Raw genomic sequence first — 17011 nt, 5'->3', positions numbered from 1 at the left:
GGCCGGGGCCGGGGCCTGCTGTCCGATCGAACCCGGGCCACATCCGAGTCACGCGTCCCTCCAAAGGGTCCCGATGCACCCGACGTGGCCGAGGCCCGCGGTCAGGTGCCCGCGCCGAGTTCGCGAACCGCCTCCGCGAACGCGTCACCGCGCTTGTTGTAGTTGGTGAACATGTCCATGGAGGCACAGGCCGGGGCCAGCAGAACCGTGTCGCCGGGGGCCGCGAGCCGCTTCGCCTCCTGGACCGCCTGGAGCATCGCCCCAGTGTCGGTCCGGTCGAGGTCGACGACGGGTACTTCCGGGGCGTGTCGCGCGAGGGCTTCCCGGATGAGGGCCCGGTCGGCGCCGATGAGCACGGCCCCGCGAAGTCGCTTTGCCGACTTGGCGACCAGTTCGTCGAAGGCGGCGCCCTTGGCCAGACCGCCCGCGATCCACACGATCGACTCGTACGCCGCCAACGAGGCCTCGGCCGCGTGGGTGTTGGTGGCCTTGGAGTCGTCCACGTAGGCGACACCGTCCACATCCGCGACGTGCGCGATGCGGTGGGCGTCCGGTGTGAAGGCCCGCAGACCGTCGCGTACGGCCGCGGCGGGCACCCCGAAGGCCCGTGCGAGGGCCGCCGCCGCGAGGGCGTTGGCGATGTTGTGCGGGGCCGGCGGGTTCACGTCGGAGATCTCGGCGAGCTCCTGGGCGTTCTTCTGCCGGTTCTCCACGAAGGCGCGGTCGACCAGGATGCCGTCCACGACACCGAGTTGGGAGGGTCCGGGCGTGCCGAGGGTGAAGCCGACGGCCCGGCAGCCCTCCTCGACGTCGGCCTCGCGGACCAGGTCCTCGGTGGCCTTGTCGGCGACGTTGTAGACGCAGGCGACGCGATTGCCCTCGTAGATGCGGCCCTTGTCGGCGGCGTACGCCTCCATGGAGCCGTGCCAGTCGAGGTGGTCCGGCGCCAGGTTCAGGACGGCGGCGGAGTGGGCGCGCAGGGAGGGTGCCCAGTGGAGCTGGTAGCTGGAGAGTTCCACGGCGAGCACGTCGTACTCCTCCTCGCCGAGCACCGCGTCGAGGAGGGAGACGCCGATGTTGCCGACCGCGGCCGTGCGCAGGCCGGCGGCCTTGAGGATCGACGCGAGCATCTGGGTGGTGGTCGTCTTGCCGTTGGTGCCCGTGATCGCGAGCCAGGGGGCGGCGTCGGGGCCGCGCAGGCGCCAGGCCAGTTCGACGTCGCCCCAGATCTCCAGGCCGACCGCGCGGGCCGCCGCGAACAGCGGCTTGTCCGGCTTCCAGCCCGGGGCGGTGACGACGAGGTCGGTGCCCTCCGGCAGGGTGGCGCCGTCACCGAGACGCACGGTGACGCCGAGCGCCTCCAGTTCGGCGGCCTGCTCACGCGCGCGTGCGTCGTCGCCGTCGTTGACGACCGTGACGATCGCCCCGCGCGCGTGCAGCGCCCTGGCCGCCGGGATCCCGGAGACACCGAGTCCGGCGACGGTGACGTGCCTGCCCTGCCAGTCGGTCACTTGTCAGCCGCCCATCCCGCGTAGAAGAGGCCCAGTCCGACGATCACACAGATGCCCTGGATGATCCAGAATCTGACCACCACAAGGACTTCGGACCACCCCTTGAGTTCGAAGTGGTGCTGGAGTGGCGCCATACGGAAGACCCGCTTGCCGGTCAGGCGGAACGAGCCGACCTGGATGACCACCGACATGGTGATGAGCACGAACAGACCGCCCAGCAGCGCGAGCAGCAGCTCGGTGCGGGAGCAGATCGCGAGGCCGGCCAGGACACCACCGAGCGCGAGCGAACCGGTGTCGCCCATGAAGATCTTGGCGGGCGAGGTGTTCCACCACAGGAAGCCCAGGCACGAGCCCATCAGCGCGGAGGCGACGACCGCCAGGTCGAGCGGATCACGCACCTCGTAGCAGGCGCCCGGGTTGGTCAGCGCCTCGCCGTTGGCGCAGGACTCCTGGAACTGCCAGACACCGATGAAGGTGTAGGCGCCGAAGACGAGGACGGAGGCGCCGGTGGCGAGGCCATCCAGACCGTCCGTCAGGTTCACGCCGTTGGACATCGCAAGGATCATGAACAGCGCCCAGACGACGAACAGCACGGGGCCGATCGTCCAGCCGAAGTCCGTGATGAACGACAGCTTCGTGGAGGCCGGTGTCTGGCCCCGGGAGTCCGCGAACTGGAGGGACAGCACCGCGAAGGTGATGCCGACGATCAGCTGGCCGGCCATCTTCGCCTTGGCCCGCAGACCCAGCGAACGCCGCTTGACGATCTTGATGTAGTCGTCGAGGAAGCCGACCATGCCCATGCCGACCATGAGGGCGAGAACGAGCACGCCCGAGAAGGTCGGCGGGGGCGTCTCGGCCGCGCCGAGACCGGTGAACACCTTGGACAGGAAGTACGCGGCGACCGTGGCCAGGATGAAGGCGATACCGCCCATCGTCGGCGTACCGCGCTTGCTGCCGTGCGTGCGCGGGCCGTCGTCACGGATGTACTGGCCGTAGCCCTTGCGGGCGAGGAGCTTGATCAGCAGCGGGGTGCCGATCAGCGTGAGAAAAAGACCAATGACTCCTGCGAACAGGATCTGCTTCATCATCGGGCGGAAACCTCACCCTCGGCACCGGTCTCGACGAGCGCCTGCGCCACGCTCTCGAGTCCGACCGACCGGGACGCCTTCACGAGTACGACGTCTCCCGGGCGCAACTCGCTGCGCAACAGGTCGACCGCCGCCTGTGCGTCGGACACGTGCACCGACTCCTCACCCCACGAACCCTCGTTATATGCGCCCAGTTGCAGCCAGGACGCTTCCCTGCCCCCGACCGCGACGAGCTTGCCGACATTGAGCCGGACGGCCAGCCGTCCGACCGCGTCGTGCTCGGCGAGCGCCTCGTCCCCGAGCTCGGCCATCTTGCCGAGCACCGCCCAGGTCCGCCGCCCCCTGCCCATGGCCGCGAGCGCGCGCAAGGCGGCTCGCATGGACTCGGGGTTCGCGTTGTAGGCGTCGTTGACGATGGTCACGCCGTCCGGGCGCTCGGTGACCTCCATACGCCAGCGGGAGAGGGAGCCCGCCTCGGAGAGCGCGGTGGCGATCTCTTCCGCGGACATGCCCAGCTCATGGGCGACGGCGGCCGCGGCGAGCGCGTTCGACACGTGGTGCTCACCGTACAGGCGCATGGTCACTTCGCTTGCACCGGAGGGTGTGCGAAGCAGGAAGGCGGGCTGTCCGCTGTCCGTGAGTCTCACGTTCTCGGCGCGTACGTCCGCTTCGCCGGACTCTCCGAAAAGGATCACCTTCGCCTTCGTACGGGATGCCATGGCCCGTACGAGGGGGTCGTCCGCGTTGAGGACCGCCGTGCCGTCCTCCGGGAGGGCCTCCACGAGTTCGCCCTTGGCCTGCGCGATCTGCTCGCGGCCGCCGAACTCGCCGATGTGGGCGGAGCCGACGTTGAGCACGAGGCCGATCTTCGGGGGCGTCAGGCCGGCGAGGTAGCGGATGTGGCCGATACCGCGGGCGCCCATCTCCAGCACGAGGAACCGCGTCTCCTCGGTGGCGGACAGGGCGGTCAGCGGCAGCCCGATCTCGTTGTTGAGCGAGCCGGGCGTCCACACCGTCGGCGCCTTGCGCTGGAGCACCTGCGCGATCAGGTCCTTGGTGCTGGTCTTGCCGGCGGACCCGGTGAGCGCCACGAGGGTCGCGCCGAGCTGCCGTACGACATGACGCGCGAGGGCACCGAGGGCGCTCTGGACGTCCTCGACGACGATCGCGGGCACTCCGACCGGGCGGGAGGCCAGCACGGCGACCGCGCCCGCCTCGACGACCTGCCGGGCGAAGTCGTGGCCGTCGACGCGCTCACCGGCGAACGCGGCGAACAGGGTGCCCGGTCCCGCCTCGCGGGAGTCCCGGACGACCGGTCCGGTGACCTCGGCCGACGGATCCGGTATGTCATGCGTCTGCCCGCCGACGACTGCTGCGATCTCGGCGAGAGAGAGGGCGATCACAAGTTCATCCCTGGGTCTTCTGAATGGCTTCTCGAAGCACCTGGCGGTCGTCGAAGGGGCGGACCACTCCGGCGATGTCCTGGCCCTGCTCGTGTCCCTTGCCGGCGACCAGCACGGTGTCGCCCGGCTGTGCGCGGGCGACGGCGGCGGCGATCGCGGCGGCCCGGTCCTCGAAGACCTGGACCTCGCCGCGTTCGTGTACTGGCACGGACGCGGCGCCCTGGAGCATGGTTGCGAGGATCGCCAGGGGGTCCTCGGAACGGGGGTTGTCGGAGGTCAGTACGGCGGTGTCGGCGAGCCGGGCCGCGGCGGCGCCCATCGGCCCGCGCTTGGTGGTGTCCCGGTCGCCTCCGCAGCCCAGGACGATGTGCAGCCTGCCCTCGGTGACCTTGCGCAGGGCTCGCAGGACCGATTCGACGGCGTCGGTCTTGTGGGCGTAGTCGACCACCGCGAGATACGGCTGTCCGGCGTCCACCCGCTCCAGCCGACCCGGTACGCCCGGCACCGCGGCGATGCCGTCGGCGGCGGCCTGCGGGTCGAGGCCCGCGGCGGCCAGGGCGACGATCGCGGCGAGGGTGTTGGCCACGTTGAACGGACCGGCGAGCGGCGAGGTGGCCGTGATCCGCTCCTCCTTGGGGCCGATCACGGTGAACATCGAGTCCATGGGCCCGACTTCGACGCCCTCGGCCCGCCAGTCGGCGTCCGGGTGCCCCTCGGCGGAGAAGGTGATCACCGGCACGGTGGCCTCCTTGACCAGCCTGCGCCCGTACTCGTCGTCGAAGTTGACCACGCCGAGCCGGCTGCGTTTCGGCGTGAACAGCTGCGCCTTGGCCCGGAAGTAGTCCTCCATGTCGGAGTGGAACTCCATGTGCTCCGGGCTGAGGTTGGTGAAGACGCCGATGTCGAAGACGCAGCCGTCGACCCGTCCGAGGACGAGGGCGTGGCTGGAGACCTCCATGGCGACCGCCTCGACACCGCGTTCGCGCATGACCGCGAACAGGGCCTGGAGGTCGGTGGCTTCGGGCGTGGTGCGCTCGGACTTGATGCGCTCGTCGCCGATGCGCATCTCGACCGTGCCGATCAGGCCGGTGGAGCGGGCCGTCCGCAGGCCGCCCTCGACCAGGTAGGCGGTGGTGGTCTTGCCGGAGGTGCCGGTGATGCCGATCTGGAGCAGATCGCGTCCCGGGTGGCCGTAGATCGTGGCCGCCAGTGCGCCCATCCGCGCGCGTGGGTCGTCCACGACCAGCGCCGGAAGCCCGGTGGCGGCGACGCGTTCGGCGCCGGTCGGGTCGGTCAGCACGGCGACCGCGCCGAGGCCCGCGGCCTGGGTGACGAAGTCGGCGCCGTGCAGGCGGGCGCCCGGCAGGGCGGCGTACAGGTCGCCGGGGCGGACGGCGCGCGAGTCATGGGTGATGCCCGTGACCTCGGCGGCGCGCTGCGGCGGCTCGGCACCCAGCTGATCGGCGAGTTCCGCGAGGGGTGTGGCGGAGACCTGCACCGGCCGAGGCGGCCCCGGATATGTCACGGGTGCGCCCTTCTGGGTGGTTTGGGACTGATCAGCGTGTGGCACGGCGGTGAGCGTACCGGGCGTACCCGGTTCGGAGCGAAGTGAGGGCGCGGGGGCACCCTGGTTCCCGGAATCGGGGGTGATCGTTGTCACGAGGTGGTTCCTGAGGGGTCTGTGCTGAACAGTGCTGGTCAGGGTTTGTAGATGACCGGAAGGCTGGCGGGCTTGGCGCCGGTCGGCGGGACCTGGAGGCTCTTCAGGGCGAACTCCATGACCTTCTTGTAGACGGGTCCGCAGATCTGGCCGCCGAAGTAGTTGCCGTTGGTGGCGTTCTGGATGGCGCAGTAGACGGTGATGCGGGGCTTGTCGGCGGGCGCGAATCCGGCGAACGACGAGGTGTAGCCCTTGTACTTGCCGGTGGCCGGATCCACGCGGTTGGCCGTACCCGTCTTGCCCGCGACCCGGTAGCCGGGGATGCGCGCCTTGCTGCCGGTGCCCTCCTCGTCGTCCACGACGGACTCCAGCATCTGGGCGAGGGTCTTCGCCGTCTTCGCGCTGACGACCCTTGTCTCCTTGGGCTTCGCGGCCGGTGTGAAGCGCCCGTCCGGTCCCTTCGTGCCGCGTACGAGCGTGGGCTCGGTGCGTACGCCGCCGTTGGCGATGGTCGAGTAGACGGAGGCCGCCTGCATCGCGTTGATGGACACGCCCTGGCCGAAAGGAATCGTGTACTGCTGTGAGGTCGACCAGTCGCCGGGCCGCGCGAGGATGCCCGGCGTCTCGCCGGGGAAGTCGAGCCCGGTGTAGCTGCCGAGGCCGAACTTGCGCAGGTACGAGTAGAGGACCTGGTTGGCCTGCCGCTGCGTCTTGCCGAGCTGGCCGGTGGCCAGGATGGTGCCGATGTTGCTGGACTTGGCGAGCACGCCGTTGAGCGTGAGGTACCAGGTCGGGTGGTTGATGTCGTCCTTGAAGAGCCGGTCGCCGCGGTGCAGCCGGTTGGGCACCACGACGTGCGTCTGCGGGGTGGCGACACCCTGTTCGAGGACGGCGGCCATCGACATGACCTTGGCCGTGGAGCCGGGCTCGAAGGCGTCCTGGAGGGCCGCGTTGCCCATGTTCACCGAACTGGCCTTGGAGAGGTCGTTCGGGTCGAAGCCGGGCGAGTTGGCCATGGCGAGGATCTCGCCGGTCCGGGTGTCCTGCACGATCACATAGCCGCGGTCCGCCTGGGACTCCTCGACCTGGTCGGTGATCGCGTTCTGTGCGGCCCACTGGATGTCGCGGTCGATGGTGAGCTCGACATCACTGCCGGGCACCGCCGGCGTCTCGGTGGAGCCCGCGGTCGGCACCTGGACGCCGCGGGACTGGGCGTAGCGGATCTTGCCGTCCTTGCCGGCCAGCAGGGAGTTCAGCTGCTGCTCGACACCGCCGCCGCCCTTGCCGTCGGCGTTGACCCAGCCCAGTATCCCGGCGGCGAGATCACCGTTGGGGTACACGCGCTTGCTGGTGGGCACGGCGAGCACGCCCGCGAGGACGTTGACCGTGCTCCTGTCGTCCTCGGCCTTGGTGGCCAGCGCGCTCTTGAGGTCCTTGATCTGCTTCCAGACCTGCGGGGTCTGCCGGTTGGCGAGCACGACGTAGCGCAGTTCCTTGTTCGCCGGCCTGAGCTTCTCGACCAGCGTGTCCTGCTCCTCGCCGAGGATCGGGGCGAGCAGCGCGGCCGCCTGCTCCGGCCCGTCGTCGATCTTCAGCTGCTTGCGGGTGAAGAGCGTGGGGTCCGCGGTGATCGTGTACGCGTCCACGCTGGTCGCGAGGGCGACTCCGTCGCGATCGGTGATCCCGCCGCGCTCGGCAGCCAGGGTGTAGCCGACGTACCGGTTCTGCTCGGCCTTGGCGGCGTACGTGCCGGCGTCGACGGCCTGCACCTGGAGCAGCCGTACGACGAAGGCGATCAGGACGAGGGTCAGCGCCAGGCCGACCATGCGCAGCCGGGGCCGGGGGCTGCCCAGCCGGATGACCTTGGGGGCCGCGGGCCGGGGCGCCGCCGGGCGACGGGCCGGGCGGGCTCCGGGGCCCGGACGCGGCCGGCCGACGGGGCGGGCGGAGCGCTCGGGGCGTGCGGGTCCGGGGACCCGGCGGCGCGGGGGTTGCCTGCCGGAGTCATCAGCCACTTCCGTCACCTGCCGGGGGTAGGGGTCGGGGTCGCGGGGGTCTGGAGGGGCCGGCCCTGCCGGGCGGCCTCCTGAGGTGCGGGCGGCGGGGCCGTGGGGGTCTGCGGCGGCGTGGGAGTCGGCGTGGCGGCGGTCGGCGTCGGTGTGCCGGGGGTCGTCGGTGTGTGGCCGGTCATGCTGTCGAGCGCCTCGGGGGCGAGCACGAGGGGCGTCCGCGCGGAGGCCTGCCGAGGGCCGGAGGCGGGACTCGGTACGCCCTTCACGCTGCCGTCGGGGTCGAGGAAGGCCGGGTCGCCGCCGGGCACCATGCCGAGTTCACGGGCGCGGCGCTGGAGGGCGGCGGGGGCCGAATAGGCGTCGATGTCCCGCTGGAGCGCCTGCTCCTCGTCGGTCAGGCTCTTCGTCTCCTTCTGGAGGTCGTCGAGTTCGAACGACCCTTCGGACAGCGCCGAGTTCAGCACCAGCAGCCCGATGAGGCCGCCCCCCAGCAGCAGGACGACAAGGAGGACGAACGGGGCGCGGGCGGCCTGGCCGGGGGTCGCGCCCACCGGGATCAGTCGGGCCAGCCGGGCGGCCCTGCCCCTCAGTCGGGGTCTGCTGCTCACTCGCCCGCCCCTCGCGTCCGGTACCCCGGTCCACTCACTCGACGTCCCTCCTGACGCGCTGGGCGCCGCGCAGCCGCGCCGGCGCCGCCCGCCGGTTCTCGGCGACCTCTTCCTCGGTGGGAAGTTCGGCACCACGGGTGAGCAGCTTGAGCCTGGGCTGGTACCGCTCCGGCACGACGGGCAGCCCGGGCGGCGCGGTGGTGGCGGCGCCGGCCGCGAACACCTGCTTGACCAGCCGGTCCTCCAGCGAGTGGTACGACAGGACGGCGATCCGCCCGTCCACGTCGAGCGCCTTCACCGCGGCCGGGATCGCCCGCTCCAGCACGGCCAGTTCGCCGTTGACCTCGATCCGCAGGGCCTGGAAGGTGCGCTTGGCCGGGTTGCCACCGGTGCGCTTGGCGGCCTGCGGGAGGCTGTCCCGGATCAGCTCCACGAGCCGCGCGCTGTTGCTGAACGGCTCCTTCTCCCGCTCGCGCACGATCGCGCCCACGATCCGCTTGGCCTGCTTCTCCTCGCCGTACGCCCGGAGGATGCGGACGAGTTCGCCCGGCGGGTAGGTGTTGAGGACCTCGGCGGCGCCGATGCCGGTCGTCTGGTCCATGCGCATGTCGAGCGGGGCGTCCTGGGCGTAGGCGAAGCCGCGGTCGGCCTCGTCGAGCTGCATGGAGGAGACGCCGAGGTCGAACAGGACACCCTGGACGTGCGGGATGCCGAGCCGGTCCAGTACGTCGGGGAGTTCGTCGTAGACCGCGTGCACCAGGGTGGCCCGCTCCCCGTAGGGCGCGAGGCGCTCGCCGGACAGGCGCAGGGCCTCCTTGTCGCGGTCCAGGGCGACCAGCCGGGCCTCGGGGAAGCGGGCGAGCAGAGCCTCGCTGTGGCCGCCGAGGCCGAGGGTGCAGTCGACGACGACCGCTCCCGGCCGGTCCTGAAGTGCGGGGGCCAACAGGTCCAGGCACCGCTGGAGCATCACCGGGACATGTCGACTCTGGCTCAACTGGCCCTCTCAGGTCCGGCGCGGCCCTCGTCCGTACGGCCGGGTCCCCGCCCTCCCCCGGCAAGCTGGGGGACCCCCAGTGAAGGGGACGGCCCGCCGGCGCCAAAAGCGTCGGCCGGCCGGGAGCGGGACGAGGCCGAGCCGTACGTACGCGCCGCGCACGTGGGGAGACCGGCCGTGCGTGAGCCGGGGTCTCCGGGAATGTCAGTCCAGCAGGGAGAGCCTCGCCTCCCGCTTCGCGTCACTTTAGTCCACGGTGTCTCGCGGTCAATCAACCGGCCTGCGCGTCGCGGACCCGGACGCGGTCGAAGCGACGAAACGGACGGAATCACCCGTGTGGCCGCCCTCGCACCACTCCTGTGGGTTAGCTCACACCAAGGCTCGATGACATTCTTTGTCCCCTCTCACACCGGGCCGATTGCGAGGGTGACCAGTACCGTCATGGGTATGACGACTTCCGCATCGGTACCCACTGGCTCCAAGGCCGCCATAGCCGGCGGCACCGTCACCGACCGCCTCGTCGAGGCGAACGAGCGGTACGCCGACGCCTTCGCCGACCCCGGCATGGACGCCCGCCCCGTCCTGCACGTCGCCGTGGTGGCCTGTATGGACGCCCGCCTCGACCTGCACGCCGCGCTCGGTCTGGAGCTGGGCGACTGCCACACCATCCGCAACGCCGGTGGCGTGGTCACCGACGACGTGATCCGCTCGCTGACCATCAGCCAGCGCAAGCTGGGGACGCGCAGTATCGTCCTCATCCATCACACCGGCTGCGGTCTGGAGGCGATCACCGAGGACTTCCGCACCGAGCTGGAGATGGAGGTCGGCCAGCGTCCGGCCTGGGCGGTGGAGGCCTTCCGGGACGTCGACCAGGACGTACGGCAGTCGATGCAGCGGGTACGCACCTCGCCGTTCCTGGTGCACACCGACGACGTACGCGGCTTCGTCTTCGACGTGAAGACCGGCCTGCTGCGCGAGGTCGACCCCGCGTAACCGACGGCGGCAGCTGTCGTTTCGCTGTGGATTTCCGGCCGTCCGGCGCCCAAAACACCGTAAGACCTGACATAGCGCGGGCAGTTGTCCACAGGCGAGTGACACGAAACGGTAACGGCAGCAAGAATGCGGGGTGTGGCGTCGCGCGGAACCTTTCACGCGTGGTGTCCGTGATTCGGGGTGGGCCGGCTGCGCGTCAAGAGCGTCGGCCCGGAAAGAACGGGCCGAGGAGGGCCGGGTGACGACCTATGACGATCGAGCGAGCCTCACTGATCTGACCGCCACAGCGGAGCGAGTCCGCAGTTCGGTGGAGGGTGTGATCGAGGGCAAGCCCGAGGTCGTACGGCTTTCGCTGACCGTACTGCTCGCCGAGGGACATCTTCTGATCGAGGATGTCCCCGGTGTCGGCAAGACCATGCTGGCCAAGACACTGGCGCGTTCCATCGACTGTTCGGTGCGGCGCATCCAGTTCACGCCCGACCTGCTGCCCTCGGACATCACGGGTGTGTCCATCTGGGACCAGCAGCGAAAGGACTTCGAGTTCAAGCCGGGGGCGATCTTCGCGCAGATCGTGATCGGCGACGAGATCAACCGTGCCTCGCCGAAGACGCAGTCGGCGCTCCTGGAGTCGATGGAGGAGCGCCAGGTCACCATCGACGGGCAGACCTACGAGCTGCCCAGCCCCTTCATGGTGGTGGCCACCCAGAACCCGGTGGAGATGGAGGGCACCTACCCGCTGCCGGAGGCCCAGCGCGACCGTTTCATGGCACGCGTCTCCGTGGGCTACCCGAGCGTGGAGGCCGAGCTGCAGATGCTCGACGTCCACGGCGGGGTGAGCCCGCTGGAGGACCTCCAGCCGGTGGCCCACGCGCACGACATCGTGAAGCTCATCGAAGCCGTCCGCAATGTCCATGTCGCCGAGCCCGTCCGACGCTACGCGGTGGAGCTGGTCGCGGCCACCCGCACCCACCCGGACCTCAGACTCGGCGCCTCCCCGCGCGCGACGCTGCACCTGCTGCGCGCGGCGAAGGCGTCCGCGGCCCTCAGTGGGCGGGAGTTCGCCCTGCCGGACGACGTGCAGGCGCTCGCCGTCGCGGTCCTGGCCCACCGGCTCCTGCCGACCGCCCAGGCCCAGCTGAACCGGCGCACCGCCGAGCAGGTCGTCCAGGAGATCCTCCAGCGCACCGCGGTCCCGGCGGCGCCCCAGCAGGGCACCGGTCTCGGGCTGCGGGGAGCGCCGGCGTATCCGCAGCAGCCGCCGCGGAGGCTCTGATGAGCACCGGGGGGCCCGGGCACGCGGAGGCCGACCGGGGGGACAAGGGCGGTGTACGTACGGCGCTGGCCGGTCTGACCACCCGCGGCCGGTCCTTCCTGGCCGCCGGGGTCGCCGCGGCGATCTGCGCGTACGTCCTCGGCCAGAGCGACCTGCTGCGGGTCGGCCTGCTGCTGGCCGTGCTGCCCCTGATCTGCGCCACCGTGCTCTTCCGCACGCGCTACCGGGTGGCCGGCAGCCGCCGGCTCTCCCCCGCGCGCGTGCCCGCCGGCAGCGAGGCCCGCGTCCATCTGCGGATGGACAATGTCTCGCGGCTGCCCACCGGCCTGCTGATGCTCCAGGACCGGGTGCCGTACGTGCTCGGTCCGCGCCCCCGGTTCGTCCTGGACCGGGTGGAGCCGGGCGGCCGCCGCGAGGTGTCCTACCGGGTCCGCTCCGACCTGCGCGGCCGCTATCCGCTGGGCCCGCTCCAGCTGCGCCTGACCGACCCGTTCGGCATGTGCGAGCTGACCCGCTCCTTCTCCACGTACGACGACCTGACGGTCATCCCGCGCGTGGAGCCACTGCCGCCGGTGCGGTTCAGCGGCGAGGCGAAGGGCTACGGCGACGGACGCAACCGCTCGCTCGCCCTGGCCGGCGACGACGACATCATCCCGCGCGGGTACCGCTACGGCGACGACCTGCGCCGGGTGCACTGGCGCTCCACCGCCCGCTTCGGCGAGCTGATGGTGCGCCGCGAGGAACAGCCGCAGCGGGCCCGCTGCACGGTGCTGCTGGACACCCGGGGCATCGCCTTCCAGGGCGCGGGACCGGACTCGGCCTTCGAGTGGGCCGTCTCGGGCGCCGCGTCCGTCCTGGTGCACATGCTCGAACGGGGCTTTTCCGTACGGCTGTTGACGGACACCGGCAACTCGGTGCCGGGCGAGGGCGCCGACGGGTTCGCGGGCGCGAGCCAGGAGACGGCGGACGCGGCCGGGCTGATGATGGACACCCTCGCGGTGATCGACCACTCCGACGGCGCGGGCCTGTCCCGGGCCTACGACGTGCTGCGCGGGGGCAATGAAGGACTGCTGGTGGGCTTCTTCGGCGACCTGGACGAGGAGCAGGCCGCGGTGGCCGCCAAGATGCGCCGGCGCAGCGGCGGGGCGATCGCCTTCGTGCTGGACAGCGAGAGCTGGATCCGGGAACCGAGCGATGTGCCCGGCCCGTTGAACAGGGGCGAGGAGCGGCTGCGGATGCTGCGCGAGGCGGGCTGGACGGCCCTGGCCGTGCCGCGTGGCGCGGCGCTGGACGGCCTGTGGCGCCAGGCGGACCGGGAGCGCTCGGGCGTCGGTGCGACCGGTTCCGGGGAGGGACTGCGATGAGCGGGCGGGCACGACTGGCGCTGTGCGCCTGGGCGGCCACACTGATGGCCGCGTGCGCCCTGCTGCCGCTGGTGGATCCGGCCACCTGGATCGTGCAGGCCGGCTTCCTGCTGGCGGTGCAGTCGGGCGTGGGCGCCGCGACCCGGCGGGTTCCGCTGGCGCGGCCCCTGACAGTGCTGGCGCAGGCCCTGGTGGGCCTGATGCTGCTGACCCTGAGCTTCGCCCGCGAACAGGCCTTCGTCGGGCTGATCCCCGGCCCGGACGCCTTCGTGCACTTCGCCGACCTGCTCCGCCAGGGCTCCGACGACATCGCGCGGTACGCGATCCCGGCGCCCCTGGAGTCCGACGGCATCCGGCTGATGCTCGTCGGCGGCGTGCTGATCATCGGTCTCGCGGTGGACACCCTCGCGGTGACCTTCCGCAGCGCGGCCCCGGCCGGCCTGCCGCTGCTGGCCCTGTACTCGGTCGCCGCAGGGCTGTCCGAAGGCGGCGCCGACTGGCTGTGGTTCCTGGTCGCGGCGGCCGGCTATCTGCTGCTGCTCCTGGCCGAGGGGCGGGAGCGGCTGTCGCAGTGGGGCCGGGTCTTCGGCGGGGCGCCCCGCACCCAGGGCGGCGCGGAGTCCGGCGGGGCGGTGGCCCCGGTCCGCACCGGCCGGCGCATCGGTGTGGTCGCGCTGGGCGTCGCCCTCGTGGTGCCGCTCGCCATGCCCGCGATGAACGGCGGCCTGCTGGAGAACGCGGGCGCGGGTGTGGGCTCCGGCTCCGGAGGCGGCGGCACCATCTCCGCGGTGAACCCGCTGGTGTCCCTCCGCGACAACCTGAACGTGGACGAGGACCGCCAGGTCATGTCCCTGCGGCCCGACAAGAACGCGGACCTGTCGAACCTGTACCTGCGGATCGTGTCCCTGGACGACTTCGACGGCACCACCTGGAAGCCGTCCAAGCGCGCCATCACCGCCGTGCCGGACGGCACGTTCCCGACGCCCGTGGGCCTGTCCCGCGACGTCAAGAGCACGGAGTTCGTCACCACCGTCACGGCGACCGACGGCTACGCCCAGAACTGGCTGCCGATGCCGTACCCGCCGAGCGGTGTGAGCATCAGCGGCAACTGGCGCTACGAGCCCGAGGGCATGACGCTCGTCGGCGACCACGGCCAGACCACGAGCGGCCTGACGTACCAGGTGAGAAGCCTCGACGTGCAGCCGACGGCCCGACAGCTCGCCGACGCGCCCCCGGCGCCCCCGGCCCTGGTCCGCGAGTACACCGAGCTCCCCCCGTCCCTGCCGGCGGTGGTGGGCGAGACGGCCCGCAGGGTCACCGAGGGGATCACCAACCCCTACGAGCAGGCGGTCGCGCTCCAGGACTACTTCGCCGTGACCGGTGGCTTCGAGTACGACACCCAGGTGCAGGTGGGCAACGGCTCCCAGGCGATCGCCCGCTTCCTGAGGGACAAGGAGGGCTTCTGCGTCCACTTCTCCTTCGCGATGGCGGCGATGGCCCGGTCCCTGGGCATTCCGGCCCGGGTCGCGGTGGGCTTCGCGCCCGGCACCGTGGAGGGTGACACGGTGTCGGTGGGGCTGAAGGACGCCCACGCCTGGCCCGAGCTGTACTTCGAGGGTGTGGGCTGGACCCGCTTCGAGCCGACCCCCAGCCGGGGCACGGTGCCGTCGTACACCGCCCCGGAGACGCCCGGCAGCTCGCTGCCGAACCCGGCGCAGCCGTCCGAGGCGGCCAGCACGGCGCCCTCCGCCGCGCCCTCGGCCAGCGACACCTGCACCCCGGAGCAGAAGAAGCTGAACGAGTGCCAGAGCGAGTCCCCGGCGGCCGCGCCGGGCGACGACGACGACATCTCCTGGTGGGTCGTGGCCGGCCCCTGGTGGTATCTGAGACTGCTGGGCTGGCTCGCCGTCGGGCTGCTGGTCCTGGCGGTCCCCCTGGCGCCGATGCTGTGGCGGCTGCGGACCCGGGCGGTACGGCTGGGCGGGCACGGCCGCAGCGAGGCGGACTCGGCGCGGCACACCCTCGCCGTCTGGGAGGAGTTGACCGACACGGCGTGGGACTTCGGGATCGCGCCGGAGGAGTCGCAGACCCCGCGCAAGGCAGCCGCGCGCATCGTCCGGATCGGGCAGCTCGACCCGGCGACGGCAGCGGGCGTGCACCGGGTGGCGGACGCCGTGGAGCAGGTGCTCTACGCGCCCCGTCCACGCCCGACGGCGGGGCTGGCGGAAGACGTCCGCCGGGCCACGGCCGGGCTGAACCACACGGTCAGCAGGGGCACCAAGATGCGCGCGGTGATCGCTCCGCGTTCCACCGTACGGGTGGCCTGGGCGCTCTCGGAGTGGTGGGCGGGCTTCACGGCGCGCATGGCCGAGGTCCGGCCGACCCTGCGCAAGCCGTCGGACCAGCGAGGCTGAGCGGCGCCCCCTGGTGGGGCGGGCAGACGAACGGGCGGGGCCCGGACCGTGTGAGGCGGTCCGGGCCCCGCCCGTTGGACCCGTTGGATCCGTTGGAAGAGAAGTTGGCCGAAGAAGTTGGCCGATTTACCGCGCATGCGTGAGGGGGTGACCACCCGGCCAGGTGGTCACCCCCTCACGGACGCGAGAGCTGTTCGTCGAGCTAATTGCCCTGTTGTTCGTCGCGGCGCCGCTGCCAGCGCTGCTCGATACGGTCCATCATGGAGCGCCGCTGTCGTCCCTGACGGCGTGCTGTCTGTGGACCGGCACCGGTCGGCTGCTCCCCCGGCTTGGGGGCCTTGCGCCAACCTGTTACGGCGAGTACCGCACAACCCAGCATGACCAGGAAGCCGACCACGCTGAGCCACACCTGCTTGGCGACCATACCGGCCATGAGGAGCGCGATACCCACGAGGAAGCCCGCGACCGCCTGGTAGACCCGACGCCGGGTGTACGTACGCAGCCCGCTTCCCTCGAGCGCCGACGCGAACTTGGGATCTTCGGCGTACAGCGCTCGCTCCATCTGCTCGAGCATTCGCTGCTCGTGCTCCGAGAGCGGCACGGAGTCCTCCTCATCGTGCAGTCGCCGGGGCGACTAGGGGGTCCCTTCAGGATAGGCAGGGAATCGCCCCCGTGAAACCCGCCCCTCTGCGCCAATTGGCCAACCGGAATCCGCCATGAGCGTTCCGACTCGCTGAGGCTTCCATTCCCCAGGAGCCGACCCGTCATGCCGGGCGGCCTCCCTCGATCATACGGCGCTCAGCGCGCGATCGGGGGGCCTGTGGCGTACTCCATCCACAGCCGCGTCGCTGATCAGCGACGCGTCACGACAGGACGCTCAGGCCTCGGCGGCCGCCCGGGTCTCACCCAGCACATGAAGCTGTGTGGCCACGGAGTGGAAGGCGGGGAGCTCGGCCGCCGCCTCCTCCAGCTTCAGCAGCGCCTCCAGGGCCCCGGGCTCGGTGTCGACCAGCACGCCGGAGACGAGATCGGCGAAGACCCGGACGCCGTGCACGGCGGCGACGGCGAGGCCCGCGCCCTCTACCAGGGCGGTGAGCTGCTCGGTGGTGAAGCGGTGCGGCACGGGGTCGCCGGCGCCCCAGCGGCCGTTCGGGTCGTCGAGGGCCTGCCTGGCCTCCTTGAAGTGGCCGGCGAGGGCACGCGAGAGCACGGCACCGCCCAGGCCGGCGGCGAGCAGGCTGAGGACGCCCTCGGAGCGCAGGGCGGCCACCGCGTTGCGGATGCCCTCGGCGGGGTCGTCCACGTACTCCAGGACGCCGTGGCACAGCACCACGTCGTGGCCGTCGCGCTCGACCACGTCGAGGAGACCGTGGGCGTCGCCCTGGACGCCGCGCACCCGGTCGGCGACCCCGGCCTCGGCGGCGCGGCGCTCCAGGGCGAACAGCGCGTTGGGGCTGGGGTCGACGACGGTGACGCGGTGGCCCAGGCGGGCGACCGGCACCGCGAAGTTGCCGCTGCCGCCTCCGGTGTCGAGGACGTCCAGCGACTCCCGGCCCGTGGCCTTGACCCGTCGATCAAGAGCGTCCTGGAGGACCTCCCAGACCACGGCGGTACGGAGAGAGGCGCGGGGTCGCAGCGGGTCCGACACGGCAGTTGACTCCTCGGCGCGGCACCGCCTCTTGCGCGGCGGA

At 71.6% G+C, this 17011-nt stretch carries 13 protein-coding genes; 4 read left to right on the top strand and 9 right to left on the bottom strand.

Going from position 1 to position 17011, the window contains the following annotated elements:
- Positions 1 to 101: 101 nt before the first annotated feature.
- From murD to rsmH, 7 genes are all read right to left on the bottom strand, one after another.
- A complete protein-coding gene (gene murD / locus K4B79_RS05230; protein WP_232025053.1) occupies positions 102 to 1511 on the bottom strand; it encodes a UDP-N-acetylmuramoyl-L-alanine--D-glutamate ligase in 1410 nt (469 codons plus the stop codon).
- A complete protein-coding gene (gene mraY, locus K4B79_RS05225; RefSeq protein WP_232025432.1) occupies positions 1508 to 2596 on the bottom strand; it encodes a phospho-N-acetylmuramoyl-pentapeptide-transferase in 1089 nt (362 codons plus the stop codon). Before mraY ends, murD begins: the two co-directional genes overlap by 4 nt.
- Positions 2596 to 4002 carry a UDP-N-acetylmuramoyl-tripeptide--D-alanyl-D-alanine ligase gene (locus K4B79_RS05220; protein WP_232025052.1) on the bottom strand — a complete coding sequence of 469 codons (1407 nt, stop codon included), beginning with the start codon at positions 4000 to 4002 and terminating at the stop codon, positions 2596 to 2598. Before K4B79_RS05220 ends, mraY begins: the two co-directional genes overlap by 1 nt.
- Before the next feature lie 4 nt (positions 4003 to 4006).
- Positions 4007 to 5527, bottom strand: a complete 1521-nt coding sequence (locus K4B79_RS05215) for a UDP-N-acetylmuramoyl-L-alanyl-D-glutamate--2,6-diaminopimelate ligase (protein WP_232025431.1) — start codon at positions 5525 to 5527, stop codon at positions 4007 to 4009.
- Positions 5528 to 5700: 173 nt separating this feature from the next.
- The gene (locus tag K4B79_RS05210; protein ID WP_308280394.1) at positions 5701 to 7677 is read right to left on the bottom strand and encodes a peptidoglycan D,D-transpeptidase FtsI family protein; all 1977 of its coding nucleotides are present in this window, start codon (positions 7675 to 7677) and stop codon (positions 5701 to 5703) included.
- Between the two features lie 5 nt (positions 7678 to 7682).
- Positions 7683 to 8282, bottom strand: coding sequence for a septum formation initiator family protein (locus tag K4B79_RS05205; protein WP_232025050.1), 600 nt, complete (start codon positions 8280 to 8282; stop codon positions 7683 to 7685).
- Between the two features lie 34 nt (positions 8283 to 8316).
- Positions 8317 to 9276, bottom strand: a complete 960-nt coding sequence (gene rsmH, locus K4B79_RS05200) for a 16S rRNA (cytosine(1402)-N(4))-methyltransferase RsmH (protein WP_232025049.1) — start codon at positions 9274 to 9276, stop codon at positions 8317 to 8319.
- 384 nt (positions 9277 to 9660) lie between these two features.
- On the opposite strand from rsmH, the gene K4B79_RS05195 reads away from it, so the two are divergent.
- The 4 genes from K4B79_RS05195 to K4B79_RS05180 all read left to right on the top strand — a co-directional run bounded on the left by K4B79_RS05195 (position 9661) and on the right by K4B79_RS05180 (position 15320).
- Positions 9661 to 10269, top strand: a complete 609-nt coding sequence (locus K4B79_RS05195; protein ID WP_374208423.1) for a beta-class carbonic anhydrase — start codon at positions 9661 to 9663, stop codon at positions 10267 to 10269.
- Positions 10270 to 10507: 238 nt separating this feature from the next.
- On the top strand, positions 10508 to 11542 hold the full coding sequence (locus tag K4B79_RS05190) for an AAA family ATPase (protein ID WP_232025047.1): 1035 nt from the start codon (positions 10508 to 10510) through the stop codon (positions 11540 to 11542).
- Positions 11542 to 12906: a DUF58 domain-containing protein gene (locus K4B79_RS05185; protein WP_232025046.1), complete on the top strand. Its 1365-nt coding sequence runs from the start codon at positions 11542 to 11544 to the stop codon at positions 12904 to 12906. The genes K4B79_RS05190 and K4B79_RS05185 overlap by 1 nt, the downstream gene beginning before the upstream one ends.
- A complete protein-coding gene (locus tag K4B79_RS05180) occupies positions 12903 to 15320 on the top strand; it encodes a transglutaminase TgpA family protein (protein ID WP_232025045.1) in 2418 nt (805 codons plus the stop codon). Before K4B79_RS05185 ends, K4B79_RS05180 begins: the two co-directional genes overlap by 4 nt.
- Before the next feature lie 202 nt (positions 15321 to 15522).
- Here K4B79_RS05180 and K4B79_RS05175 read toward each other — a convergent pair whose 3' ends face one another.
- Positions 15523 to 15921 (bottom strand): DUF3040 domain-containing protein, encoded by a 399-nt coding sequence (locus tag K4B79_RS05175; protein ID WP_232025044.1) that lies wholly within the window; start codon positions 15919 to 15921, stop codon positions 15523 to 15525.
- Positions 15922 to 16197: 276 nt separating this feature from the next.
- A complete protein-coding gene (locus K4B79_RS05170) occupies positions 16198 to 16968 on the bottom strand; it encodes a methyltransferase (protein ID WP_232025043.1) in 771 nt (256 codons plus the stop codon).
- Positions 16969 to 17011 lie beyond the last annotated feature (43 nt).

Origin of the sequence: Streptomyces lincolnensis, from assembly GCF_021173675.1 — a bacterium.
Taxonomy (GTDB): Bacteria; Actinomycetota; Actinomycetes; order Streptomycetales; family Streptomycetaceae; genus Streptomyces; species Streptomyces lincolnensis_B.
Note: the sequence above shows the minus strand (reverse complement) of the source record. Positions and strands in the feature narration are given on the sequence as shown.

Coding starts and splice junctions, on each gene's coding strand:
- mraY (WP_232025432.1), bottom strand. CDS start 2,596: ATGAAGCAGATCCTGTTCGCAGGAGTCATTGGTCTTTTTCTCACGCTG.
- K4B79_RS05195 (WP_374208423.1), top strand. CDS start 9,661: ATGACATTCTTTGTCCCCTCTCACACCGGGCCGATTGCGAGGGTGACC.
- K4B79_RS05185 (WP_232025046.1), top strand. CDS start 11,542: ATGAGCACCGGGGGGCCCGGGCACGCGGAGGCCGACCGGGGGGACAAG.
- K4B79_RS05180 (WP_232025045.1), top strand. CDS start 12,903: ATGAGCGGGCGGGCACGACTGGCGCTGTGCGCCTGGGCGGCCACACTG.